24 protein-coding genes are annotated in these 22,885 nt (G+C 56.8%); all 24 read left to right on the top strand.

The genetic code is table 11. The features are described from left to right. The 24 genes from fliJ to flhA all read left to right on the top strand — a co-directional run bounded on the left by fliJ (position 1) and on the right by flhA (position 22,880). A complete protein-coding gene (gene fliJ / locus ACZRMS_RS07950) occupies positions 1-453 on the top strand; it encodes a flagellar export protein FliJ (RefSeq protein WP_463994858.1) in 453 nt (150 codons plus the stop codon). 207 nt (positions 454-660) lie between these two features. Further along, positions 661-3,540 carry an RHS repeat domain-containing protein gene (locus ACZRMS_RS07945; protein ID WP_463994857.1) on the top strand — a complete coding sequence of 960 codons (2,880 nt, stop codon included), beginning with the start codon at positions 661-663 and terminating at the stop codon, positions 3,538-3,540. 124 nt (positions 3,541-3,664) lie between these two features. Beyond that, positions 3,665-3,970 carry an STAS domain-containing protein gene (locus tag ACZRMS_RS07940; protein ID WP_463994856.1) on the top strand — a complete coding sequence of 102 codons (306 nt, stop codon included), beginning with the start codon at positions 3,665-3,667 and terminating at the stop codon, positions 3,968-3,970. An 8-nt stretch (positions 3,971-3,978) separates the two neighbouring features. Beyond that, positions 3,979-5,310, top strand: coding sequence for an ATP-binding SpoIIE family protein phosphatase (locus ACZRMS_RS07935; protein ID WP_463994855.1), 1,332 nt, complete (start codon positions 3,979-3,981; stop codon positions 5,308-5,310). 30 nt (positions 5,311-5,340) lie between these two features. Continuing rightward, on the top strand, positions 5,341-5,703 hold the full coding sequence (locus tag ACZRMS_RS07930) for an Hpt domain-containing protein (RefSeq protein WP_463994854.1): 363 nt from the start codon (positions 5,341-5,343) through the stop codon (positions 5,701-5,703). Between the two features lie 77 nt (positions 5,704-5,780). Then, positions 5,781-6,956, top strand: coding sequence for a flagellar hook-length control protein FliK (locus ACZRMS_RS07925; protein WP_463994853.1), 1,176 nt, complete (start codon positions 5,781-5,783; stop codon positions 6,954-6,956). Between the two features lie 94 nt (positions 6,957-7,050). Continuing rightward, positions 7,051-7,542 (top strand): flagellar basal body-associated protein FliL, encoded by a 492-nt coding sequence (fliL, locus tag ACZRMS_RS07920; RefSeq protein ID WP_463994852.1) that lies wholly within the window; start codon positions 7,051-7,053, stop codon positions 7,540-7,542. A gap of 9 nt (positions 7,543-7,551) precedes the next feature. Further along, positions 7,552-8,520 (top strand): flagellar motor switch protein FliM, encoded by a 969-nt coding sequence (gene fliM, locus ACZRMS_RS07915; protein WP_463994851.1) that lies wholly within the window; start codon positions 7,552-7,554, stop codon positions 8,518-8,520. A gap of 47 nt (positions 8,521-8,567) precedes the next feature. After that, positions 8,568-9,032 carry a flagellar motor switch protein FliN gene (gene fliN / locus ACZRMS_RS07910; protein WP_463994850.1) on the top strand — a complete coding sequence of 155 codons (465 nt, stop codon included), beginning with the start codon at positions 8,568-8,570 and terminating at the stop codon, positions 9,030-9,032. After that, complete coding sequence (fliO, locus tag ACZRMS_RS07905) at positions 9,033-9,473, top strand: flagellar biosynthetic protein FliO (RefSeq protein ID WP_463994849.1); 441 nt, start codon at positions 9,033-9,035, stop codon at positions 9,471-9,473. Next, a complete protein-coding gene (gene fliP / locus ACZRMS_RS07900) occupies positions 9,473-10,216 on the top strand; it encodes a flagellar type III secretion system pore protein FliP (protein ID WP_048360765.1) in 744 nt (247 codons plus the stop codon). The genes fliO and fliP overlap by 1 nt, the downstream gene beginning before the upstream one ends. A 3-nt stretch (positions 10,217-10,219) precedes the next feature. Next, positions 10,220-10,489 carry a flagellar biosynthesis protein FliQ gene (gene fliQ / locus ACZRMS_RS07895; protein ID WP_314481530.1) on the top strand — a complete coding sequence of 90 codons (270 nt, stop codon included), beginning with the start codon at positions 10,220-10,222 and terminating at the stop codon, positions 10,487-10,489. Continuing rightward, on the top strand, positions 10,490-11,272 hold the full coding sequence (gene fliR, locus ACZRMS_RS07890) for a flagellar biosynthetic protein FliR (RefSeq protein WP_048360767.1): 783 nt from the start codon (positions 10,490-10,492) through the stop codon (positions 11,270-11,272). 6 nt (positions 11,273-11,278) lie between these two features. Further along, complete coding sequence (flhB, locus tag ACZRMS_RS07885) at positions 11,279-12,415, top strand: flagellar biosynthesis protein FlhB (RefSeq protein WP_463994848.1); 1,137 nt, start codon at positions 11,279-11,281, stop codon at positions 12,413-12,415. A 416-nt stretch (positions 12,416-12,831) separates the two neighbouring features. After that, entirely contained in the window at positions 12,832-13,362 is a 531-nt protein-coding gene (locus ACZRMS_RS07880; RefSeq protein WP_463994847.1) for a fimbrial protein, read from the top strand. A gap of 124 nt (positions 13,363-13,486) precedes the next feature. Then, the gene (locus ACZRMS_RS07875) at positions 13,487-13,987 is read left to right on the top strand and encodes a fimbrial protein (protein WP_463994846.1); all 501 of its coding nucleotides are present in this window, start codon (positions 13,487-13,489) and stop codon (positions 13,985-13,987) included. Beyond that, complete coding sequence (locus ACZRMS_RS07870) at positions 13,988-16,564, top strand: outer membrane usher protein (RefSeq protein WP_463994845.1); 2,577 nt, start codon at positions 13,988-13,990, stop codon at positions 16,562-16,564. Continuing rightward, entirely contained in the window at positions 16,561-17,322 is a 762-nt protein-coding gene (locus ACZRMS_RS07865) for a fimbria/pilus periplasmic chaperone (RefSeq protein WP_463994844.1), read from the top strand. Before ACZRMS_RS07870 ends, ACZRMS_RS07865 begins: the two co-directional genes overlap by 4 nt. 88 nt (positions 17,323-17,410) lie before the next feature. Next, entirely contained in the window at positions 17,411-17,902 is a 492-nt protein-coding gene (locus tag ACZRMS_RS07860; RefSeq protein WP_463994843.1) for a fimbrial protein, read from the top strand. A 10-nt stretch (positions 17,903-17,912) separates the two neighbouring features. Further along, positions 17,913-18,407, top strand: a complete 495-nt coding sequence (locus ACZRMS_RS07855; RefSeq protein WP_463994842.1) for a fimbrial protein — start codon at positions 17,913-17,915, stop codon at positions 18,405-18,407. A 13-nt stretch (positions 18,408-18,420) separates the two neighbouring features. After that, on the top strand, positions 18,421-18,900 hold the full coding sequence (locus tag ACZRMS_RS07850; RefSeq protein WP_463994841.1) for a fimbrial protein: 480 nt from the start codon (positions 18,421-18,423) through the stop codon (positions 18,898-18,900). 12 nt (positions 18,901-18,912) lie between these two features. Beyond that, positions 18,913-19,464, top strand: coding sequence for a fimbrial protein (locus ACZRMS_RS07845; RefSeq protein ID WP_463994840.1), 552 nt, complete (start codon positions 18,913-18,915; stop codon positions 19,462-19,464). Positions 19,465-19,509: 45 nt separating this feature from the next. Continuing rightward, entirely contained in the window at positions 19,510-20,463 is a 954-nt protein-coding gene (locus ACZRMS_RS07840; protein WP_463994839.1) for a fimbrial protein, read from the top strand. 287 nt (positions 20,464-20,750) lie between these two features. Then, a complete protein-coding gene (flhA, locus tag ACZRMS_RS07835; protein WP_463994899.1) occupies positions 20,751-22,880 on the top strand; it encodes a flagellar biosynthesis protein FlhA in 2,130 nt (709 codons plus the stop codon). Positions 22,881-22,885: the final 5 nt, after the last annotated feature.

Below are 22,885 nucleotides of genomic sequence, written 5' to 3'. Positions count from 1 at the left end.
ATGGCCGGTGATTCAAGGGCAGTGCGCCTGGCGCCAGTGGTCGATATGGCCGAAAAGACCGAGAAGGCGGCGGCCCAGCGATTGGGGCACTTTCAAGGGCAGGTCAACCTGGCCAACAGCAAGCTGGGGGACCTGGAAAACTTCCGTGGCGAGTACCAGGCGCAGTGGGTTGATCGCGGCAGCCAGGGCGTGTCGGGCCAATGGCTGCGCAACTATCAATACTTCCTTGGCCAGCTGGAAACGGCCGTCGGCCAGCAGCGCCAAAGCCTGGTATGGCACGAGAACAACCTCAACAAGGCCCGCGAGACGTGGCAGGCGGCCTATGCCCGCGTCGAGGGGCTGCGCAAGCTGGTTCAGCGTTACGCCGACGAAGCCCGCCAGCTGGAAGACAAGCGCGAGCAAAAATTGATGGATGAGCTGTCTCAGCGGTTGCCGCTCAGGGACAGCTATTGATCGACAGGTCGCAGACGGGCTGTAAAGTTGCCAAAGCAATGGTGCCATTCAAAACCATCTATAAAGACTTTCCTCCACATCTGATCAGATGTTGTCCAGCCTCAGTGCGTGACCGCTGGTAAGAAAATCCTGCTACCTTTTTAGTAAAAAACCCGATCTTGCTTAGACTTTCCTAACAGCCATTGGAAACTGTTTCGGAGGTCTATCGTGGATCTATCCCTGCACCGACATACCCCAACGCTCACCGTGATCGATCCGCGCGGGTTGTCAGTTCGAGCGGTGTCTTGGTACAGGGCTGCGCCGCAGGAATCTTCGCAGGCCCGAGTGACACAGCAGTCCTATGACCCGGCCGGGCGCTTGATCCGTCAATGGGATCCGCGCCTGTTTGCTGTCTGGCAGCAAGATGAAACAGTCAAGCCTAACCACTCAACGGTCTACAGCCTGTCAGGGCAAGCGTTGCACACCGACAATGTCGATGCTGGCTGGCGTACCCAGTTTAATGGGGACGCGGGTCAGCTCCTCAGTGCTTGGGATGACCGGGGCAGCCATCATCGTGTCGAGTACGATGCATTGCTGCGTCCAGCCGCCTATTTTGAGCGGGCCAAAGGCGCAGATGAGCGCTGTCGCGAACGCTTGCTGTATGCCGGTACTGCGCAAGAGGACGTTTCGCGCAACCGCTGCGGACAATTGATTCGTCAAGACGACAGCGCCGGAAGCCAGTTCACACCGTCCTTCTCACTGCTCGGGCAAGTGCAGCAGCAGACACGCCAGTTTTTGGCGCAGTTGACGGCGCCCGACTGGCCTGACGCGGTGCTGGAAGAGAACAGCTACAGCACGGCGTGGCAATACGATGCACTCGGCAACCAGCTGCATCAGATCGATGCTGTAGGCAACCTGCAAAGCTGGCGTCGGAATGTGGCGGGTCAACTTGTCGAAAGCAGCATTACGCGACCCGGCCAATTGCCACAGATCTTGCTGCGTGACAGCGTTTACGGTGCTTTCGGGCAAGTGCTTGAAGAGATCGCTGGCAATGGTGTTATCAGCCGCAACCTGTATCAATCGGCCACTGGCCTGTTGACGCAACTCAGTGCCTGCAAGGCTGACGGTACACGTGTTCAGGACCTGCGCTACCGTTATGACCCGGTCGGTAATGTGCTGCAAATCGACGATTACGCTCAGCCAACACGCTTCTTTCGCAATCAGGTTATCGAGCCCATCAGTACCTATGAATACGACACGCTGTATCAGTTAATCAGCGCCACCGGCCGTGAAGTTGATACGGCCACTCGCGGCCCTGGGTTGCCGGCAATTGCGGATGCCAATCAACTGGTTAATTATCGCCAGACTTACCAATACGACAGAGCTGGCAACATGCAGCGGCTCTCGCACCAAGGTGCTCAGTCCTGGAATCTGCGCATGGCGACTGCGCTGCGCAGTAACCGCAGTCTGCCCGAGCGCAACGGTGAACTGCCCGGCGAAGCGGAAATTGCGACGGCGTTTGATCGCAGCGGCAACTTGCAAGCACTGCAACCGGGGCAAGGACTGGTATGGGATCTGCGCAACCAGTTACAAAAAGTGAGCCCGGTGGTGCGGGTGGATGGCAGTGATGACTGTGAGCACTACTTGTATGACGCTGGCGGTCAACGCGTACGCAAGGTCACCTTGCGCCAGGCGGCCAATGTCGAGCATGTGGCCGATGTGCGTTATTTGCCGGGGCTGGAAATTCGCCACAATAGTGCGGTGGCTGGCGGTGAAGTGTTGCATGTCATCAGTGCAAGTGCCGGACGCAATGGTGTGCGTCTGCTGCACTGGAAGCAGGGCCAACCGACAGGCATCGCCCCTGACCAGTTGCGCTACAGCCTGAGCGACCATTTGGGCTCCAGCACCCTTGAGCTTGACGATCAGGCTGCCACCCTCAGTCAGGAAGGGTATTACCCTTTTGGCGGTACTGCCTGGTGGGCCGCCAGAAATCAGCTTGAGGCCAGCTACAAAACGATTCGCTATTCGGGAGAGGAGCGTGATGCAACCGGGTTGTATTACTACGGTTTGCGTTATTACGCGCCGTGGTTGTGTCGTTGGATCAATCCTGATCCGGCGGGCGATATAGATGGGTTGAATCGTTATTGTTTTGTTCGAAACAGTCCGGTGTGTGGTTATGATGTGGCTGGGCTTATGCTGAAAAGTTCAAAAGTAGATAAGGTGGAAGAGTCTGCCCTTCGTCATCGTAAATTGGAAATTGTAAGTCGTGGTGTTGAAGACCTTGGTAAGAGCAATCCGGGCCTTGCAAGTCGAACCGTTAAAGCTATCGAGTTGGCACAGATAGCCGTTAAAGAAGCGATTGATGTGGTGGAACTCGTTATCAGCAGGAGTTACGCTACCGAAGGGAATGAGATTGCGTTAGATACTCTAATTTCAGGACCTGAGGGCTTTCAGAGCGAACACACAATGCCGGAACTTGCACGAATATATAAAGGAATGGATGAGCACTTGACTGCCATTTCAAGTGATCCTCAACTGAAATCATTGGTGTTTGTAAAATACTTACCAGGCACCCCCAGAGTTAAAAACTCTGACGCCTTTGTTGACCAAAGAGATTTGGCGCGCCGGGTATTCATTTCTGAGCCAAGTGTGCAGGATCATCATCCGCTGTTCTATGCAACCATTCTTCTTCATGAACTTTCACATCACCAAAAAACGCTAGACTTTTCATATATAAGAAGTGAAATGTCAGCTTTGCATTTGCCGGGTGCCGAGGAAGTTCTGGATGACGTCCTGGCCAGTAATTTGCAATACGCTTCCCCGCTTACGGCAGGTGCACATGATAAAGCCATTTTTAAAGCCATCGAAAAATATAGATCCGGACCGCGCGCGGAGTTTTTTAAAAACCAGTTTCCTGAACTCATGGGGGATATTTCCAGCCTTTCAAATCCTCTGGTCAGGGAGAGAATATTCACAGGGAACGCAGACTCAATTGCCTATTTAGCCGTAGCATTTGCCGCTAATAAACTTAGTGCGGCAGTCAGGGCGGGCAGTTCAAGCAGGGCAAGCACTTCAAGCAGGGCAGGTACAAGTGGGGCAGGTCGGTAATTTTGTGTGCAGAGGGTGTATAGAGGTGGCAGGAAACTGCCACCCCTGGCAGGCCAGGAAGGGTTCATATCACCCGTTCGTCAGGAGCGTCTATAGTTGCTGGGACAACCTCGGGAGCATCCACATGGCAGTGACATCTGAAGTCTCGGCAGATGGCAGCAAGCTGACAATCGCCATCAAGGGCCGGTTCGACTTTGCCAAACATCAGGAATTTCGCAGTGCCTATGAGGAATTGAACCCCCGGCCCGCTTGCGTGGTAGTGGATTTGAAAGACGCCACCTACCTCGACAGCTCGGCGCTGGGCATGCTGTTGCTGTTGCGCGAACACGCGGGCGGTGATGACTCCGATATCCGGGTGGTCAACAGCAGCCCTGACGTACGCAAGATTCTCGGTATCTCCAACTTCGACAAGTTGTTCGATATCAATTGACCAGCCCCATGGAGCGCCTGCGGCGTCTGCAACAAACGGTTGTGCAGCAGCGTGACCTGATCGCCCGGCACAACGACTACTTGCTCAACGAGCAGCGGGTAGCCAAGGCTGTGTTTGATCGGGTGGCGCATTCTGGCTGCCTGAGTGCCCCCAATATCCGCTATCTGCAGTCGCCCTATGCCTTGTTCAACGGCGATTTGCTGTTGGCGGCCTACACGCCGACCGGGGACACCCACTTGCTGCTCGCCGACTTCACCGGTCACGGTTTGCCGGCGGCCATTGGCGCGATGCCCCTGGCGGAGGTGTTTTACAGCATGACGGCCAAGGGCTATGGCCTGGCTGAAATGCTCCGGGAAATGAACGCCAAGCTCAAACGCATCCTGCCCGTCGACATGTTCTGCTGCGCCACGTTGCTGTGTGTCAGCGCGCAGCGGCGTTGTGTCGAGGTCTGGAATGGCGGGATGCCCGATGGCTATTTGCAGGCTGGCGGCCAGCGCACGGCATTGACCTCGCAACACTTGCCGTTGGGCGTACTGCGGGCGGAGAAGTTCGACCATTGCACCCAGGTCTTGCCCATGCTGCCCGGCGATCAACTGTTGCTGTTGACCGACGGTGTGCTCGATACCTGTGGCCCGGACGAGCAATTGTTCGGGGTTGAGCGCCTGGAGCGGGTGCTGGATGCCAATTGTCAGCCGCAGCAGTTGATCGCCGAGATCGAGCAGGCCCTGTGCGATTTCCAGGGCCAGGCCCGCGATGACGTGAGCATGGTGCAAATCACCTCGCAGTTGCCGGCGTTTTTGGGTGTGCCTGCGGTGACCTATTCCGACAGTGGTCAATGCAGTCCTCTGGACTGGTCGGCCAGTTTTGAGTTTCGGGCGCCAAGCCTGCAACGGTTCAATCCGCTGCCATACGTGCTGCAATTGTTGATGGAGGTTCACGGGCTGCGCGCGCAAGGGCCAGTGATTCATGCGGTGTTGTCCGAGCTTTATGCCAACGCCCTCGAGCATGGGGTGCTGGGGCTGGATTCGCGTCTCAAGCGCGATGTTGAAGGTTTTGCGCATTATTACCAGCAGCGCAATGAGCGTTTGGCCTCGCTGCAAAGCGGCTTTGTGCGGGTGTCGTTGCAGATTGAGCCGGTCGGGGCGGGCGGGCGCCTGGTGATCCGGGTTGAGGACAGCGGCAAGGGGTTTGATGTGGACAGGGTCATGGCCAGGCCCCTCGATATAGACCGTTTGTCGGGTCGCGGAGTAAGTCTGGTACGTCAGCTGTGCCCTGCAGCACACTGGGGGCCGGATGGTCGCAGCGCGACCGTAGAGTTTTCATGGGAGGCTCTGGCATAATCCGGCCATTCTTGATCAAGGAGTGAACAAGTGTCTGACATTCATATGGATCCGAAAGTGGTCAGTGCGTTACGTGACGTGATGGAAGGCGGTTTTGCAGACCTGCTCGACACCTTCCTCTCCGATTCCGAAGAACGTATTGGCCAATTGCACAGCGCGCGCGAAGCTGGCGACCTGACACTGGTTGCCCACAGCTTCAAAGGCAGCAGCAGCAACATGGGCGCCATTCGATTGGCGCATTTGTGCGGCCTGCTGGAAGACCGTGCGCAAAAAAAGCAACTGGCCGGCATTCACGAGCTGGTGATCAAGATCGACGATGAATACCAAATGGTACGGCGACTTTATCGCGCCGAACGCCAGCGTTATGTACCTCACCATTTTGCGGCCGGCTGATTTTTCCAAAGCTGGCCCGAACCTTGCTCTGACTCTCTGACCTGTACCTATGCCAGCCGTACAGCGGAGACCTGTTAATGCCTCTTGCCGCCCAATCACTGCTTCAGACACCTGCCGCTACTGCACCCAAAGCAGCGGCGGGCGGCCCTGTGCAGCCAGTCAAACCCGACGCACACCACTTTGCACAGGTGTACGCCAAGGCGTCAGATCCGGCGCCAGCTGTTGCCGATAGCGGCAACCCATTGCCTGGCGGCAAGGCCCATGATGCAGCCGGCACCGATCAGGATGACCGTGCCGGCAAGCCGGGTGACGAAACCCCAGTCACCGATGCACCAGCCCTGCAGCCAGTGACGCCACCCCCGGCCCCGGTGGTTGAGGTGGTCCCCGAAGCGGTGCCCGATACCCCACAGGTGCAAGTGGCGCCACTGGTGGCTCAAGTGGCGCCAGCCCCTGTGGCCGACGACACCTTCGACCCCGAAGCGGACCCTCTGGACGCGATGCCAGCCGTGCGCCTGGCGATGGAGCAGGGCGGGCATGTTTCCCCTTCCAGCCAGACCCCCGTCAGGAACGCCTCCGGCGAAACCGCGCCCACTCCGACCCAGGGGCAGGTCAGCGGGGTCGCCATGCTGGTCGATGGGGAGGCCGATCAATCCACCCCCGGTGAAGGCGGCGAGAAGGCCTTCAAAGGTCTGGTTGATGACGGTCTCAAAGACTTGAAGAACGCCGCCAGCGATACACGGGTCGATGACTTTGCCAATCGCCTGGCGGCCCTGACCCAGGCCGCGGTGCCGAAGACCGTGAATGCGCTGCCGGTCAATCAGCCGCTGGCCATGCACCAAAGCGGCTGGTCTGAAGAAGTGGTCAACCGCGTGATGTACCTGTCCAGTGCCAACCTCAAATCGGCTGATATCAAGCTGGAACCGGCGGAGCTGGGGCGTCTGGATATTCGGGTCAACATCGCCGCCGACCAGTCGGCGCAAGTCAATTTTGTCAGTGGCCATGCCGGCGTTCGCGAAGCGCTGGACAGTCAGATGCACCGTTTGCGCGAAATGCTGGCTCAGCAGGGTATGGGGCAGGTCGACGTTAACGTGTCGGACCAGCCGCGCAACTGGCAGGGCTCAGGCCAGGAACAGCAGTCGCAGAGCCGTTCCGGCGGTCATCGACTTGAGAGTGGCGGCGAAGAAGAACCGATCGAAGCGGCCGTAGCCCCGCGTGTGGTACTGGGCTCCAGTGCGGTGGATTACTACGCGTAATACATCGCCCCACAATCCCCCCGTCACTTCTGGCATAACACTTGCTCTGCCAACTCCAGCACCTGTGAAAACCAAATAGTGACGGATTATTGGCATGGCGACGAGCGACGCAGTAGATGAACCCGCCGGCAAAGGCAAACTCAAGCTGATTATCCTGATCGCCGTGGCTGTGCTGCTGGCGATTGGCCTGTCCGTGGGCGCCACCTGGTATTTCATGCACAGCCCCAAGAGCGAGCCTGTGCCCGAGGCAGATGCCAGCGTCAAACTGCCCGCTATCTATGAGCCCATGGCCCCGGCCTTCGTGGTCAATTACAGCGCCAATGGCCGCCAGCGTTACATGCAAGTGACCATGACCTTGCAAGCGCGCAATCCCGAGGATCTCAAGGCACTGAAAGTGCATATGCCGGTGATCCGCAACAACCTGGTGATGCTGTTCTCCGGGCAGGTTTTCGACGATCTGGCCACACCGGTGGGTCAGGAAATACTGCGCCAGAAAGCCACTGCCAGCGTGCAGGAAGTTGCGCAAAAAGAACTCGGCAAAGTGGTTATCGATCAGGTGCTCTTTACTAACTTCGTATTGCAGTAGGATCACGACATGGCCGTGCAAGACCTGCTGTCCCAGGATGAGATCGACGCGCTGTTGCATGGCGTCGATGACGGTCTGGTACAGGCCGAAACAGCTGCCGAGCCCGGCAGTGTCAAAAGCTACGACCTGACCAGTCAGGACCGCATTGTCCGGGGGCGCATGCCGACCCTGGAGATGATCAACGAACGTTTCGCCCGCTATACCCGCATCAGCATGTTCAACCTGCTGCGCCGCTCGGCAGACGTGGCCGTGGGCGGGGTTCAGGTGATGAAATTCGGCGAGTACGTGCATTCGCTGTACGTGCCCACCAGCCTCAACCTGGTCAAGATCAAGCCGTTGCGCGGCACGGCGCTGTTTATCCTCGATGCCAAGCTGGTGTTCAAGCTGGTGGACAACTTCTTTGGCGGCGACGGCCGCCACGCCAAGATCGAAGGCCGTGAATTCACCCCCACCGAATTGCGGGTGGTGCGCATGGTGCTGGAGCAGGCCTTCATCGACTTGAAGGAAGCCTGGCAGGCGATCATGGAAGTCAACTTCGAGTACATCAACTCGGAAGTGAACCCGGCCATGGCCAACATCGTAGGCCCCAGCGAAGCCGTTGTGGTGTCCACCTTTCACATCGAACTCGACGGCGGTGGCGGCGACCTGCACGTGACCATGCCGTATTCGATGATCGAGCCGGTACGGGAAATGCTCGATGCCGGTTTCCAGTCCGACCTCGACGATCAGGACGAGCGCTGGAGCAAAGCCCTGCGCGAAGACGTGCTTGATGTCAGCGTGCCGCTCAGTGCCACGGTGGCCCGGCGCCAATTGCGCCTGCGGGATATCTTGCACATGCAGCCCGGTGACGTGATCCCGATTGAGCTGGAAGACGAGCTGGTGATGCGCGCCAATGGCGTGCCCTCGTTCAAGGTCAAACTGGGCTCGCACAAGGGCAATCTGGCCTTGCAGGTTGTTGAACCCATCGGTCGGCGTTAAGCCGCTCCACACGAATCTAATGATTGATTGCCCGCCGAGGACATCCCATGGCTAACGAACACGATACAACTGCTGCAGACCAGGCGCTGGCTGATGAATGGGCCGCCGCGCTGGAAGAAACCGGCGATGTTGGGCAGGCAGATATCGACGCGTTGCTGGCTGCCGATGCGGCAACCAAACCGACCTCCAACCGTCTGGCGATGGAAGAGTTCGCCAGCGTGCAGCGCAATAACCAGCCGGTCACGCTGGATGGTCCCAACCTGGACGTAATTCTGGATATTCCGGTGTCGATTTCCATGGAAGTGGGCAGTACCGACATCAATATCCGTAACCTGCTGCAACTCAACCAGGGCTCGGTGATCGAGCTTGATCGCCTGGCCGGAGAGCCACTGGACGTGCTGGTGAACGGCACCCTGATTGCTCACGGCGAAGTGGTGGTGGTCAACGAGAAGTTCGGCATCCGCCTGACTGACGTGATCAGCCCAAGCGAACGCATCAAGAAGCTGCGCTAAGTGAAGCGGGTTCTCGGCGGTTTACTCGCGTTCCCTGTCAGCGTGCTGGCGGCTGAGCCACTGGCCAGCGCCACGGCGGCCGCTGCGCCGGTTGTCGGTAGCAGCATCGGCGGGCAATTGACTCAGCTGGTGCTGGGCTTGCTGCTGGTGCTGGGGCTGATTTTTGCCCTGGCCTGGCTGCTGCGCCGGGTGCAACAGACCGGGCCGCGCCAGGGGCAGGTGATCGAACTGATCAGCTCACGGGCCCTGGGCGCGCGTGATCGGCTGGTGCTGGTGCAAGTCGGCAACGAGCAGATCCTGCTTGGCCTCACGCCGGGCCGCATCACCCCGTTGCATGTGCTCAAGGAGCCGGTGCAAGTGCCGGGTTCTGCGCAGCCGGCAACCCCCGAATTTGCCAAGCGATTAATGGAAATATTGGGTCAGCAAAAGGACAAGCCGTAATGCGTTTAGTTGTCGCGCTGTTGTTGGCGCTGGTCGCGCCATTGGCGTTAGGGGCTGACCCGCTGTCGATCCCGGCCATCACGCTGGGGACCGGGGCCAACGGCCAGCAGGAATATTCAGTCAGCCTGCAAATCTTGCTGATCATGACCGCGCTGAGCTTTATCCCGGCGTTCGTGATGCTGATGACCAGCTTTACGCGGATCATCATCGTGTTCTCGATCCTGCGTCAGGCGCTGGGGTTGCAGCAAACTCCGTCGAACCAGATCCTGACCGGCATGGCGCTGTTCCTGACCATGTTCATCATGGCGCCGGTGTTCGACCGGGTGAACCAGGACGCCTTGCAGCCCTACCTTGCGGAGAAACTCTCGGCCCAGGACGCGATTCTCAAGGCCGAAGTGCCCATCAAGGACTTTATGCTGGCGCAAACCCGCAGCAGCGACCTTGAGCTGTTTATGCGCCTGTCCAAGCGCACCGACATCGCTACCCCGGATGCTGCGCCCCTGACCATTCTGGTCCCGGCGTTTGTCACCTCGGAGCTTAAAACCGCGTTTCAGATCGGCTTCATGATCTTCATCCCGTTTTTGATCATCGACCTGGTCGTCGCCAGTGTGTTGATGGCCATGGGCATGATGATGCTGTCGCCGCTGATCATCTCGCTGCCGTTCAAAATCATGCTGTTCGTGCTGGTGGATGGCTGGGCGCTGATTATCGGCACGCTGGCCAGCAGTTTCGGCGGAGTCTGAGCCATGACCCCAGAAGTTGCGGTTGACCTGTTTCGCAGTGCGTTGTGGCTGACCACGATCATGGTCGCGGTGCTGGTGATCCCCAGTTTGCTGGTGGGGCTGCTGGTGGCGATGTTCCAGGCCGCCACCCAGATCAATGAACAAACCCTGAGCTTCCTCCCGCGTTTGCTGGTGATGCTGGTCACCTTGATCGTGGCGGGGCCGTGGCTGGTGCAGACCTTTATGGAATACATCCTGCAGTTGTACGGCAGCATTCCGCAGTTGATCGGCTAAATGTCGCTGCTCGCTCTGACAGACGCGCAGATCAGTACCTGGGTCGCCAGCTTTATGCTGCCGTTGTTCCGGGTGGGCGCGCTGTTGACCACCATGCCGATCATCGGCACGACCTTGGTGCCCAAGCGCATCAAGTTGTTCCTGTCGTTGGCGATTACCCTGGCGATCATGCCCAGTCTGCCGCCGTTGCCCACCGTCAACCCGCTGGACTTGAGCGGCCTGATGCTGATTGCCGAGCAAATCATCATCGGCGCGCTGCTGGGGTTTTCGCTGCAGCTGTTTTTCCAGGCATTCGTGGTGGCCGGGCAGATCGTTGCGATCCAGATGGGTATGGGGTTTGCGTCCATGGTCGACCCGGCCAACGGGGTCAACGTGGCGGTGATCGGGCAGTTCTTCACCATGTTGGTGACCTTGCTGTTCTTGTCGATGAATGGTCATTTGGTGGTGTTTGAGGTGCTCACCGAGAGCTTCACCACCTTGCCGGTGGGCGGCGGGTTGCTGACCAATCATTACTGGGAAATTGCCAACAAGCTGGGCTGGGTACTGGGCGCCGCGCTGCTGCTGGTGCTGCCGGCCATTACTGCGCTGCTGGTGGTCAATATCGCCTTTGGCGTGATGACCCGCGCCGCGCCGCAACTGAACATCTTCGCCATCGGTTTCCCGCTGACCCTGGTGCTGGGTATGGTGATCCTGTGGATCGGCATGGCGGACATTCTCAACCAGTATCAACCGCTGGCCTCCGAGGCCCTGCAGTTTTTACGTGAACTGGCGCAGGCGAAATAGACCGTCATGGCAGAGAGCGAAAGCGGCGCCGATAAAACAGAAGACCCCACGGAGAAGCGAAAAAAGGACTCCAGAGAAAAGGGCGAAATCGCACGCTCTAAAGAGCTGAATACTTTGGCCATCATGCTGGCGGGTTCTGCGGGGCTGCTGATTTTTGGCGGCGCGCTGGCGCAGGACTTGATGGAGTTGATGCGCTACAACTTCAGCCTGAGCCGCGACGTGCTGCTCAACCCCGACTCCATGGGTATCTTCCTGTTGCACTCGGGCAAGATCGCGCTGCTGGCCCTGCAGCCGGTGTTGATTACTTTGCTGATTGCTGCCCTGGTCGGGCCGATCTCCCTGGGTGGCTGGCTCTTTGCTGCTGGCAGCCTGGCCCCCAAATTCAGCCGCATGAACCCCGCCGCCGGGATCAAGCGCATGTTCTCGGCCAAGGCCCTGATCGAACTGCTCAAAGCGCTGGCCAAGTTTTTCATCATCCTGATCGTGGCCTTGCTGGTGTTGAAGTCCGATATCGACGACTTGCTGCGTATTGCCCATGAACCGCTGGAACTGGCAGTGATTCACAGCCTGCAAGTGGTGGCGTGGAGTGCCTTGTGGATGGCCTGCGGGTTGATCCTGATCGCTGCAGTGGACGTGCCGGTGCAGTTATGGGAAAGCCATCAGAAATTGCTGATGACCAAGCAGGAAGTGCGCGACGAGCACAAGGATCAGGAAGGGCGGCCCGAGGTCAAACAGCGGATTCGCCAGTTGCAGCGTGATATGTCCCAGCGGCGGATGATGGCGGCGATCCCGGATGCTGACGTAATCATCACCAACCCGACGCACTACGCCGTGGCGCTCAAGTACGACCCGGAAAACGGCGGCGCGCCGATGCTGCTGGCCAAGGGCAGCGATTTTCTGGCGCTCAAGATTCGCGAGATTGGTGAAAAGCACAACATCCTGTTGCTTGAGTCGCCGGCGCTGGCGCGTTCGATCTACCACTCCACGGAGCTGGAGCAGGAAATTCCGGCGGGGTTGTACCTGGCGGTGGCTCAGGTACTGGCCTACGTGTACCAGATCCGCCAGCATCAGGCGGGCCAGGGCAAAAAGCCGGACCCGCTCAAGGACCTGCCGATTCCACCGGACTTAAGGCGTGATGAGTAACGGGCGGATTACCGGTAGTATGTGTTTTTGATTGTTCTTAAAAACTTTCTTGAAAGTAGTATTGAATAAAAGATATAGCTATAAGACTATATGGTTGATATGTCTTCTCGTTGAAATAGAATATGGCTGAAGTTGTCTGGGTCGAAGCTATGTAGTGGTGATCAGTAAATTCCTACGTATTTATTTAAGTGTTCTTCTATGCTGCTTGCAACAATCTCTCGCCCGATAAGTAAATGTCTGGCGGATTGTTAATTGATTTCCTGCATATTTTTCAATAGTTGATTGCTAACTTCTGCGCTGCTCTTTACAGGGCGAAATGTGATGGCAGGGAGAAGTCTGGCTTTGCTCTGGTTGAATAAATACAGGAGCCCATTCCAATAGCGATGGGTTTGATATTTTTGCATGGGAGAATTTTTATGAGCGTTGTATTGAAAACAGTTTTCGCATCCATGTTGCTGGCTGCTTCTGCATCGGTCGTTCATGCGGCGGGAGCCGGGTCTGGAACTATCACATTCGAGGGCGAGATTTTGGAGGCTGCCTGCTCCATAAAGCCTGGTAATAGCGATCAGACCATTTCATTGGGTGAAATAGCCAAGTCGCAGTTGGAAACGGGCGGTTTAGGCAGTTCCGAAAATTTTAAAATCGAGCTGGTCGGGTGTTCTACTTCGACGCTTACCGATAAAACCGTATCTGCCACCTTCACGGGTGCCCAATCTATTGAGGTGCCCGGAGCATTAGGCATTACTGGAGATGCCAAGGGCGCGGGCATCGTGCTGTACGATGGCTCGGGCACAGTTGTAGCGCTGGGTACTCCAACCAAAGTGCAACTTCTTCAGGACGGTGATAATACCCTGAGTTTTGGTGCCCTTCTGAAGGGTAAAGCCACAGGCACTATTACCCCCGGCAAGTTCTCTGCAGTGACTAACTTCTCCTTGGCTTATAAGTAAGTTGTTTGCCCCGCTACAGCCTGCCTGGTGGCGGGGCACATACAAGTGGGGGTCTAGTGTGAGCGCACTTGCGAAGCTGGCCATGACGGGTTGTCTCGGTATGTTAATAAGTTCATTGAGTACGATGCTTGTTGCACAAGAACATCAAGGCAGTGGCCGTGTCACCCTCGTAGGGGAAATCCTTGACTCTGCCTGTGCATTGGATGTGAACAGTGCCTATCAAGTCATTGATATGGATCTTTTGTCGATGGGCAGCCTTATTCGTCACAACGTGGGGGAGCCCCGTGCGTTTTCATTGCGCTTGATCAAGTGTTCGTTAACTCGCCCCGATCCCGGACGCCCCGGTAGCAACTTGCCCTATTGGCAGCATGTAAGGGTGACCTTCGACGGTGTGACTGACAGTGGAGGGCGTTACTTTGCGGCATTGGGTACTGCGAGCGGTTTGGCCCTGCGTATTACCGATTGGCGAGGGCAGGAAAGCATACCGGGCGTTCCCATGCCAATTATCTCCCTGAGTGGCAATGATCAAGAGCTGCGTTATTCCTTGCAACTGGTGGGCAATGGTCGGTCCATGGTTGTTGGGTCGCACCGCACAGCGTTGCGATTCAGGCTGGAGTATTTTTGAATGTGTGGGGTGTTTGCACTACGGGATTTTTCAACTACCACGACAATTCTGCGCACGGGTGTGTTGAGCGGTTTGATCTCTCTTGCATGTGAGGTATCGGCTGCTGAAGACATCCAGTTCAATACCGATATTCTCGACCTGAGCGATCGTACCAATATTGACTTGTCGCAGTTCTCGCGTAGCGGTTTCATCTTGCCTGGTATCTACCCGATGAAGGTGCAGATAAACACGCTAGTGCTACCTGAACAGCGCATCGCTTTTTATCCTCCGGACGATGATCCGAAAGGCAGTCAGGCCTGTGTCTCAGCCGAACTGGCGGAACAGCTGGGCTTGAAGAAAAGCAAGATCACTCAACTCGCCTGGTGGAAGGGTGGAGAGTGTTTGGATATTCGCAGCCTTGCGGGGACGGAGGTTAACGGCGACCTGGGTACATCCACGCTCTACATTTCTCTGCCGCAAGCCTATCTGGAGTACAGCGCCCAGGACTGGGATCCGCCCTCCCGTTGGGACGAAGGTGTTCCCGGCCTGCTGGTCGATTACAACCTTACGGCGCAATCAATCAATCAGAGGAGCACTGCCAGCCGAACCGGCCTGACCGGTAATGGTACGTTCGGTGCCAACGCGGGCCCTTGGCGGTTGCGCGCTGACTGGCAAGGTCGTATTGAAGATGAAACTGCCAGTCGCGGTAAAAGCCTGGAGTGGAGTCGGTTTTATACTTATCGCGCTCTACCTTCAATCCAGTCACGTTTAACGCTGGGGCAGAACTACCTGTATTCGGACCTGTTCGACAGTTTTCGTTTTACCGGCGTAGCACTCAACACCGATGACAGCCAGTTGCCACCCAACTTGCGAGGCTATGCGCCCGAGGTCGTGGGTGTTGCCAAAACCAATGCGAAGGTCACTATCAGCCAGCAGGGTCGGGTGCTGTATGAAGCACTGGTCGCGGCCGGGCCCTATCGTATTCAGGATCTCAATAATGCCGTCACCGGCAGTCTGGATGTGCGGGTGGAAGAGCAAGATGGCAGTGTCAATACGTTCAAGGTCGAGTCGTCCAGCATTCCCTACCTGACACGCCCCGGTACCGTGCGCTACAAACTGGCCACGGGCCGTCCGTCCGGCTTGCATGATGGAGGGCAGGGCAGCGTCTTTGGCTCGGGAGAGTTTTCCTGGGGGGTGAGTAACGGTTGGTCAATTTATGGTGGGGGCATCAGCGATAACAACTACAGGGCGCTATCGGTCGGTGTAGGGCGCGATCTGCTGGCCTTTGGTGCGCTTGCATTCGATGTTTCGCGAGCCAACACCACTCTGCAGGACGACACGTTATCTGGCGCCTCCTACCGCCTGAGCTACTCGAAAAACTTCGAAGAATACGACAGTCAAGTCACCTTCGCGGGGTACCGGTTTTCCGAGAAAAACTACTTGAGCATGAGCGAATACCTGGATGCGCGGCGCTACGGCGGGCCGGTGGGGGGCAGCAAATCGCTCTATACCGCGACGTTCAACAAGCATTTTCGCGATGTCGGACTCTCCGCTTACTTGACCTACACCGATCAGTCCTATTGGGACCGCCCGAGCAGCCAGCGCTGGAACCTGTCCCTGGCTCGTTTTTTCAATATGGGGTCGGTCAAACACATGAGTTTTTCATTGAACATGTTTCAAAATCAGGAACGAAACCAGCGCACCGGAACGCAAAGTAATAATACCGGGATGTTTCTTTCGCTCACGATGCCTCTTGGTAGATCTGGCACTTTAACTACGAGCGCCAATAGCTCGCAGAATAAAAACACTTATTCGGCACGTTTCAGTGACCAACTGGATGAGCGCAACCATTTTCAACTGACTGCAAGTAACAGCTCCGTCGGTGGTTATCTGAGCCATACCGCCGATCATGCGGATCTGTCTCTGAGTGCCAGTCTGCAGGAAAACAACCGCACCAGCCTCAGCATGTCTGCGCGTGGCGGCGCCACACTTACCCAGTACGGGGGGGCGGGGCATCGAAGTTCTGGCATGGGCGGTACTCGATTGATGGTCGATACAAGCGGAGTCCCAGGAGTGCCGATCCGTGGTTATGGCAGCCCAACGAGCAGCAATGCCTTCGGTAAAGCTGTGGTCTCTGACGTCAACAGTTACTTGCGCACTGCGGCCAGTGTTGACCTTGAGAGCTTGCCGCCAAATGTCGAGGCGACTCAGTCCGTGACCCAGTTGACCCTGACTGAAGGTGCCATCGGTTACCGCACCCTGGATGTGGTTGCCGGCCTCAAAGCCATGGCAGTGCTGCGCCTGCCTGATGGCAGCGTGCCGCCGTTCGGTGGCACGGTGAAGAATGAAAAACAGCAGGAAACGGGCATCGTCAATGACGGCGGCAGTGTCTATCTAAGCGGCATTCGGCCCGGGGAGAAAATGATTGTCTCTTGGGGGGGGATGGAGCGTTGCACTCTGGTAATGCCTGCCAGTTTACCGGCCGACGGGTTGGCCACTGCTCTGGATCTACCCTGCCAGGGTGTAATACCCGATAACGCTTCACCCGCATCAGCATCGCGGATCCGGCTTACTGATACAGAGATAAATCCCTCATGAACAAGAAATTCAGTTTTGTAATTTCGGCTTCTGCCTTTCTGGCTATGTGCTCGATCAACAATGCCAATGCAGCCATTGGCCTGGATCGAACGCGAGTCGTGTTTGATGGCAGCAAAGAGGCCGTCAGCATGAATATCACCAACAACAACACACAGCTGCCGTACTTGGCCCAGGGCTGGATAGAAGATGAGCAGGGCAACAAGATCACTTCCCCTCTGATCGTGCTCCCACCTGTCCAGCGTCTGGAGCCGGGTAAAAAAAGCCAGGTCAAAGTCCAGTCGTTGCCCGCAATCAATGGGCTCCCTCAGGATCGAGAGACGGTGTATTACTTCAACCTGCGGGAAATTCCGCCCCGCAGTGACAAGGCCAACAGCCTGCAAATTGCTCTGCAGACCCGGATCAAATTGTTTTACCGCCCTGCCACGTTAGTTCAGGGTCGGCAGGAGCGGTCTGCCCCCTGGCAGCAAGAACTGACCCTCACCCGCGTGGGTGAACACTACCAAGTAAACAACCCCACCCCGTACTACATCACGCTGGTCGATGCCCGTCGCAGTAAAGACGCGGAAACCGCCTCGGATTTCGAGCCCCTCATGCTGTCGCCAAAAAACTCGTTGATGCTGGGGGGGAGTGTTGCTGCACTCGGCACTAAACCCAGATTGACCTATGTGAATGATTACGGCGGTCGCCCGACCCTGGTTTTCAGTTGTGATGCCAACCTCTGCAAGGTGGACGTGGCTGCGTCCTCGGTCAATGAGTAACGCGCTGCGGTCTTGCACGGTCACGGCCCTGAGTTGCCTGTTACTGGCGTTTAGTACCCAGCAGGCTTGGGCCGGGGCGGTCGATGGCATGAGTGGAGTCCTGGATGTTTCGGGCTCATTGCACAACTCCCCCTGTGCCCTGGACATGACATCGGCCTATCAGGATGTAGACCTGGGAAGTGTGTCTGGCAGCCAGTTGTTGCGCCCCGGCGATCAAGCAACACCGGTTGCTTTTCAATTGCGCTTTGTCGACTGCCAGCGTGCTTCGGGCAGCATTCAGAGTGAGCGCACGGGCAATCTGGTGTGGAGTGCCTATCAGCCTGTGGTGTCGGTTGCCTTTGTGGCGCCAGCCGATGCTGATAATCCACGGCTGGTCAAGGTGCAGGGTATTACTGGAATGGGCCTGCTCCTGACCGATGCCCTTGGGCGGGACGCAGGCCTGGGCAGTCGCGGTGAGCCTTTGTTTCTGCAACATGGGAGCGACACCCTGACCTGGCACGTCCAGCCAGTGCGCACTTCGGCTGCGCTGAGCAATGGCGCCTTTCGGGCGGCCGTTGATTTCAGACTTGCCTATGAATGAGGGTGGAACGATGAATGTGTCAAAACATTGGCGGGCAGTAAGCGCCTTGGGCGGCCTATTGTTGATCTGCTGTCAGGGTGCCTTTGGGGACGTCAGTGTGAAAATCAAGGGGGTTGTCCTTATGCCTCCACCCTGCGTTGTCAACGCAGCGGGCACGTTGAACATACCTTTTGGAACCGGCCTTCTGACCACTCGGATCAACGGCGTTAATTACAGCAAACCAGTGCCCTACACCGTGACATGCGGGCCGCAGCCAACCAACTTCATGACCCTGAAATTAACCGGAACCGGCGCCGGGTTTGACAGTTCGGCCTTGGGTACCAGTAAAAGTAATCTCGGCATCAGGCTTTTGGTGGGAGGAGCTGCCTGGCCCCTCAACACAACCGTGAATTTTACCTACCCCAACTTGCCCGATGTGAAGGCGGTGCTGGTTAAAAAAACCGGCAGCACCCTCACGGGTGGGACATTTTCTGCCTCGGCTACATTAGTGGTTGCACTGCGATAAGAGGGAAAAATTGATGAGATTCAAGCAACGATTCGCAATTTTTGCGGTGTGCACCCTTGGCTTTGGCGGTAACGCAATGGCCAACCTCACGTTCAGTGGCACCCTGGTAGAGCCGCCGCCCTGCACCATAAACAGTGGTGCCACTATTGCTGTCGACTTTGGTGAAATAAGTGTCAAAAATGTCGATGGGGTCAAGCACCGCAAAGGGTTGAATTACACCATTACTTGCAATGCCAGCACTCTGCCGTGGGGGCTGAATTTGATGGTGACGGGTACGGCAACGAGTTTTGATTCGTCAGCCGTGCAGTCCAGTGTCGCGGACCTTGGCATCAAGGTACTGCGAAATAACTTGGCATTTGCGCTCAATACAAAGCATTCGATTAGCCTGTCAAGTCCACCGGTGCTGGAGGTAGTTCCGGTCAAGATGCCAGGCTCCACGCTACGTGAAGGCAATTTTACGGCCACAGCAGTACTGCTGGCTTTTTACGAGTGAGGAGGGCACTCCATGCGAGCCGAGAGCATAAGCAAGCGTTGGCAACCTGCAGTGATCGCGCTGCTGCTGGGTGCGGTCTTTATGCTGCCGGATGATGAGGTAGCGGCGAGCAACCTGACGCTCAAGGGAGCACTGGTTACAGCAGCCTGCAATATCAAGGCTGGCGACGAGGCGTTGGCGATTGATCTGGGGGCGGTCACTAACGCAGATCTTTATCTTTATACCCGTACAGTGGGTAAAACTTTTCAGATCAACCTTGAAGATTGCGACACAGGTATCAGTAACTCTGTGACGACCACCTTCAGTGGCAATGAGAGCACCCAGCTGCCGGGCTTTCTGGCGCTGAACGGCGCCGGTGACCAAGGGGTAGCGATCGGGCTGGAAACGCTCACGGATAAACCGTTGCCGTTGAATATGGTCAGCGACAAGCAGGTATTAAGTAATGGCAACAATGTAATTGCGTTCAAGGCATTTATTAAAGCGGAGCCACAGGCCATTGCCAATAAATCAATAACGGCCGGAACCTTCACTGCTATTTCGACCTTTACATTGGACTACCCTTAAAGCGGCGCCACTTTTGTAGTGCTGTTTTCTATAGAAGAGATTGGTATGAAATATATAATTGGACTGATGTTATTGCTGCTGATTCAAATTGCCGGCGCAACAGAGTGCAGAGTGAATGGCGGTAACTGGTTCGATGCGGAGACGAAAGGGTTTAATGTTTATGTCAATGTTAAAGCAAACTTGAGCCTGGGAAAAATCGTGCTGGATGGTTATACGATGGACTGCCGGCATGGGTTGCCAACGTATTGGCCCTATAACTCCTCGCAAACTATAGTGACCTATCCCGATGCCGTCAGGTTGCTTCCGCAATACAGCCATCTCAATGGCGGCTTGAGTACGGGGGGAGGTGTTTATCATCCGATACCTGTGAGGGCCGGTATTGTCCTCTCGGTGCAGGGAGCGGAGCCTCAGGTAAGTGTGGCGGGCCGACCCTATCTAAACATTACCACAACACCTGGAAAATACATTGATATCAAATCAGGGACGATGATCGCTGTACTTCATTTAAGTTTTCGCAGCTATTCGTTCGGTTCGCTTGTCAAGGAGTTCACCACGATTGTCAATGTTTTTGCGAGCAATTCGCTCAATATGAGCCCGTCAACGTGCACGATTAATAATAACAACCCAATTAATGTAGACTTCGGTTCGGTGGACCCCCTTGCGGTCGGGGGGGATATGCCTGCCGGTACACCCTACAGGCGAAGTGTCGTTCTGAATTATTCATGTCCTGATTTGGGTATTAGCTCCCCCATAGATATCAAGCTGGCGGGGACTGCCTCTTCGTTTAACTCAAGTGCCCTTGTCACCACTAACCCTAATCTTGCCGCTGGTATGCATCGTCTCAGTGCATTAGTCGCTCCGGGAGGTTCTTTCAGGACCAGAATAAGCAACAGCTCAGGCAGCGACACGGTGTTGTTTACGCTTTTTCGCAAACCCGGCAGCCTACCTGCCGCCGGGCCTTTCACGGCGAGTGCCACGCTGGTAATGAGCGTGCCCTGAGCACAAAAAACCAGGCTCGATACAGCCCTTGAGGTTTACGTGACCTCAACTGTGGGAGCGAGCCTGCTCGCGAAGGTCTCAACAAGATTGCGATCATCGAGTAAACACACATCAGGGTTTACGCGCTTCGCGAGCAGGCTCGCTCCCACAGAAGCCCCAGTCGTTTAAATCGAGAGGGGCTTTTTATTCTGATATGGCCATTGGCCAAAGTTGGAAGGGTTCTTGCACAGGCAGGCTCTACGGCGCATCTGGCGTCAAAAGTTTGCTAAAGGTTTGCCGCAATGTCTTTGGATCGCTCTCAGTTAATCAACACCGCACGCAGCGGTCTGGCCGGTTTGGGTCAGGGGCAGCTGGGCGTGCCGCTGTTGCTGTTGGTGATGCTGGCAATGATGATGTTGCCCATTCCACCTTTTCTGCTGGATGTGTTCTTCACCTTCAACATCGCGCTATCAATTGTGGTGCTCCTGGTCTGCGTCTACGCGCTGCGCCCATTGGATTTTGCGGTATTCCCCACCATTTTGCTGGTCGCGACCCTGATGCGCCTGGCGCTGAACGTGGCCTCCACCCGAGTGGTGATGCTCCACGGTCATGATGGCCACGCTGCCGCAGGCAAGGTGATCCAGGCCTTCGGCGAGGTGGTGATCGGCGGCAACTACGTGGTCGGTATCGTGGTCTTTGCGATTTTGATGATCATCAACTTCGTGGTAGTGACCAAAGGTGCCGGGCGGATTTCCGAGGTGAGTGCACGTTTCACCCTCGACGCCATGCCCGGTAAACAAATGGCCATCGACGCGGACCTCAACGCCGGCCTGATCGACCAGAACCAGGCCAAGATGCGCCGCCAGGAAGTCGCCCAGGAGGCCGAGTTCTACGGCTCGATGGACGGTGCCAGCAAATTTGTGCGCGGTGACGCCATCGCCGGCCTGTTGATTCTGTTTATCAACCTGATCGGCGGCATGGCCGTAGGTATCTTTCAGCACGGGATGGCGTTCAGCGAAGCCGGCAAGGTCTATGCCTTGCTGACCATCGGTGACGGTTTGGTGGCGCAGTTGCCATCCCTGCTGCTGTCCACCGCTGCCGCGATCATGGTGACCCGTGCCTCGGGTTCCGAAGACATGGGCAAGCAGATCAATCGTCAGATGTTCGCCTCACCCAAGGCGCTGGCGGTAGCGGCGGGGTTGATGGCAGTCATGGGCATCGTGCCGGGCATGCCGCACTTCTCCTTCCTGAGCATGGCCGCAGTCGCCGGTGGCGTGGCCTACCTGATGTGGAAAAAACACAACGTGGTCAAGGTCCAGGCCCTGCAAGAGGTGCAGCGCCAACAGGAGCTGCTGCCGTCCCCGGCCCGCGCCCAGGAGACCAAGGAGCTGGGCTGGGATGACGTGACACCCATCGACATGATCGGGCTGGAGGTCGGCTACCGGCTGATCCCGCTGGTGGACCGCAACCAGGGTGGCCAATTGCTGGCGCGGATCAAGGGCGTGCGTAAAAAACTGTCCCAGGACCTGGGCTTTCTGATGCCTACCGTGCATATCCGAGACAACCTCGACCTGGCCCCCAGCGCCTATCGTCTGACCTTGATGGGGGTGATTCTGGCCGAGGCCGAGATCTACCCGGATCGCGAAATGGCGATCAACCCGGGGCAGGTGTTCGGCACGTTGAACGGCATCACCACCAAAGACCCGGCCTTTGGTCTGGAGGCGGTGTGGATTGAAGTCAGCCAGCGCAGCCAGGCGCAATCGCTGGGCTATACCGTGGTGGACGCCAGCACCGTGGTGGCGACCCACTTGAATCAGATTTTGTACAAGCACTCCCATGAGCTGATCGGCCATGAAGAAGTGCAGCAGTTGATGCAGTTGCTGGCCAAATCCTCACCCAAGCTGGCGGAAGAACTGGTGCCGGGGGTATTGAGCCTTTCGCAGTTGCTCAAGGTGTTGCAGGCCTTGCTGTCCGAGCAGGTGCCGGTGCGCGATATCCGCAGCATTGCCGAAGCCGTCGCGAACAATGCCCATAAGAGTCAAGATACTGCCGCTTTGGTTGCCGCTGTGCGCGTCGGGCTGTCCCGCGCCATCGTGCAAAGCATTGTAGGTGTTGAGTCTGAGCTGCCTGTGATCACCTTGGAACCAAGGTTGGAACAAATATTGCTCAATAGTTTGCAGAAGGCCGGACAAGGCCAGGAAGAGGGCGTTTTGCTGGAGCCAAGCATGGCAGAGAAGCTCCAGCGCTCGTTGATCGACGCTGCTCAGCGTCAGGAGATGCAAGGCAACCCGGTTATCTTGTTGGTGGCAGGCCCGGTACGCGCGATGCTGTCGCGTTTTGGCCGTTTGGCGGTGCCCAACCTGCATGTGCTGGCGTACCAGGAAATCCCTGACAACAAGCAGGTCACGATCGTTGCGACAGTAGGCCCTAACGGCTGAGGGTT

It is taken from the genome of Pseudomonas sp. B424, assembly GCF_055408345.1.
The sequence above is the reverse complement of the archived record's forward strand: the minus strand, read 5'-3'. Positions and strand labels throughout refer to the sequence as shown.

Excerpts from the sequence above, each read along its gene's own strand:
- fliJ (WP_463994858.1), top strand. The coding sequence starts at position 1 with ATGGCCGGTGATTCAAGGGCAGTGCGCCTGGCGCCAGTGGTCGATATG.
- ACZRMS_RS07940 (WP_463994856.1), top strand. The coding sequence starts at position 3,665 with ATGGCAGTGACATCTGAAGTCTCGGCAGATGGCAGCAAGCTGACAATC.
- ACZRMS_RS07935 (WP_463994855.1), top strand. The coding sequence starts at position 3,979 with ATGGAGCGCCTGCGGCGTCTGCAACAAACGGTTGTGCAGCAGCGTGAC.
- ACZRMS_RS07925 (WP_463994853.1), top strand. The coding sequence starts at position 5,781 with ATGCCTCTTGCCGCCCAATCACTGCTTCAGACACCTGCCGCTACTGCA.
- fliL (WP_463994852.1), top strand. The coding sequence starts at position 7,051 with ATGGCGACGAGCGACGCAGTAGATGAACCCGCCGGCAAAGGCAAACTC.
- fliM (WP_463994851.1), top strand. The coding sequence starts at position 7,552 with ATGGCCGTGCAAGACCTGCTGTCCCAGGATGAGATCGACGCGCTGTTG.
- fliN (WP_463994850.1), top strand. The coding sequence starts at position 8,568 with ATGGCTAACGAACACGATACAACTGCTGCAGACCAGGCGCTGGCTGAT.
- fliP (WP_048360765.1), top strand. The coding sequence starts at position 9,473 with ATGCGTTTAGTTGTCGCGCTGTTGTTGGCGCTGGTCGCGCCATTGGCG.
- fliQ (WP_314481530.1), top strand. The coding sequence starts at position 10,220 with ATGACCCCAGAAGTTGCGGTTGACCTGTTTCGCAGTGCGTTGTGGCTG.
- fliR (WP_048360767.1), top strand. The coding sequence starts at position 10,490 with ATGTCGCTGCTCGCTCTGACAGACGCGCAGATCAGTACCTGGGTCGCC.
- flhB (WP_463994848.1), top strand. The coding sequence starts at position 11,279 with ATGGCAGAGAGCGAAAGCGGCGCCGATAAAACAGAAGACCCCACGGAG.
- ACZRMS_RS07880 (WP_463994847.1), top strand. The coding sequence starts at position 12,832 with ATGAGCGTTGTATTGAAAACAGTTTTCGCATCCATGTTGCTGGCTGCT.
- ACZRMS_RS07875 (WP_463994846.1), top strand. The coding sequence starts at position 13,487 with ATGCTTGTTGCACAAGAACATCAAGGCAGTGGCCGTGTCACCCTCGTA.
- ACZRMS_RS07870 (WP_463994845.1), top strand. The coding sequence starts at position 13,988 with ATGTGTGGGGTGTTTGCACTACGGGATTTTTCAACTACCACGACAATT.
- ACZRMS_RS07865 (WP_463994844.1), top strand. The coding sequence starts at position 16,561 with ATGAACAAGAAATTCAGTTTTGTAATTTCGGCTTCTGCCTTTCTGGCT.
- ACZRMS_RS07860 (WP_463994843.1), top strand. The coding sequence starts at position 17,411 with ATGAGTGGAGTCCTGGATGTTTCGGGCTCATTGCACAACTCCCCCTGT.
- ACZRMS_RS07855 (WP_463994842.1), top strand. The coding sequence starts at position 17,913 with ATGAATGTGTCAAAACATTGGCGGGCAGTAAGCGCCTTGGGCGGCCTA.
- ACZRMS_RS07850 (WP_463994841.1), top strand. The coding sequence starts at position 18,421 with ATGAGATTCAAGCAACGATTCGCAATTTTTGCGGTGTGCACCCTTGGC.
- ACZRMS_RS07845 (WP_463994840.1), top strand. The coding sequence starts at position 18,913 with ATGCGAGCCGAGAGCATAAGCAAGCGTTGGCAACCTGCAGTGATCGCG.
- ACZRMS_RS07840 (WP_463994839.1), top strand. The coding sequence starts at position 19,510 with ATGAAATATATAATTGGACTGATGTTATTGCTGCTGATTCAAATTGCC.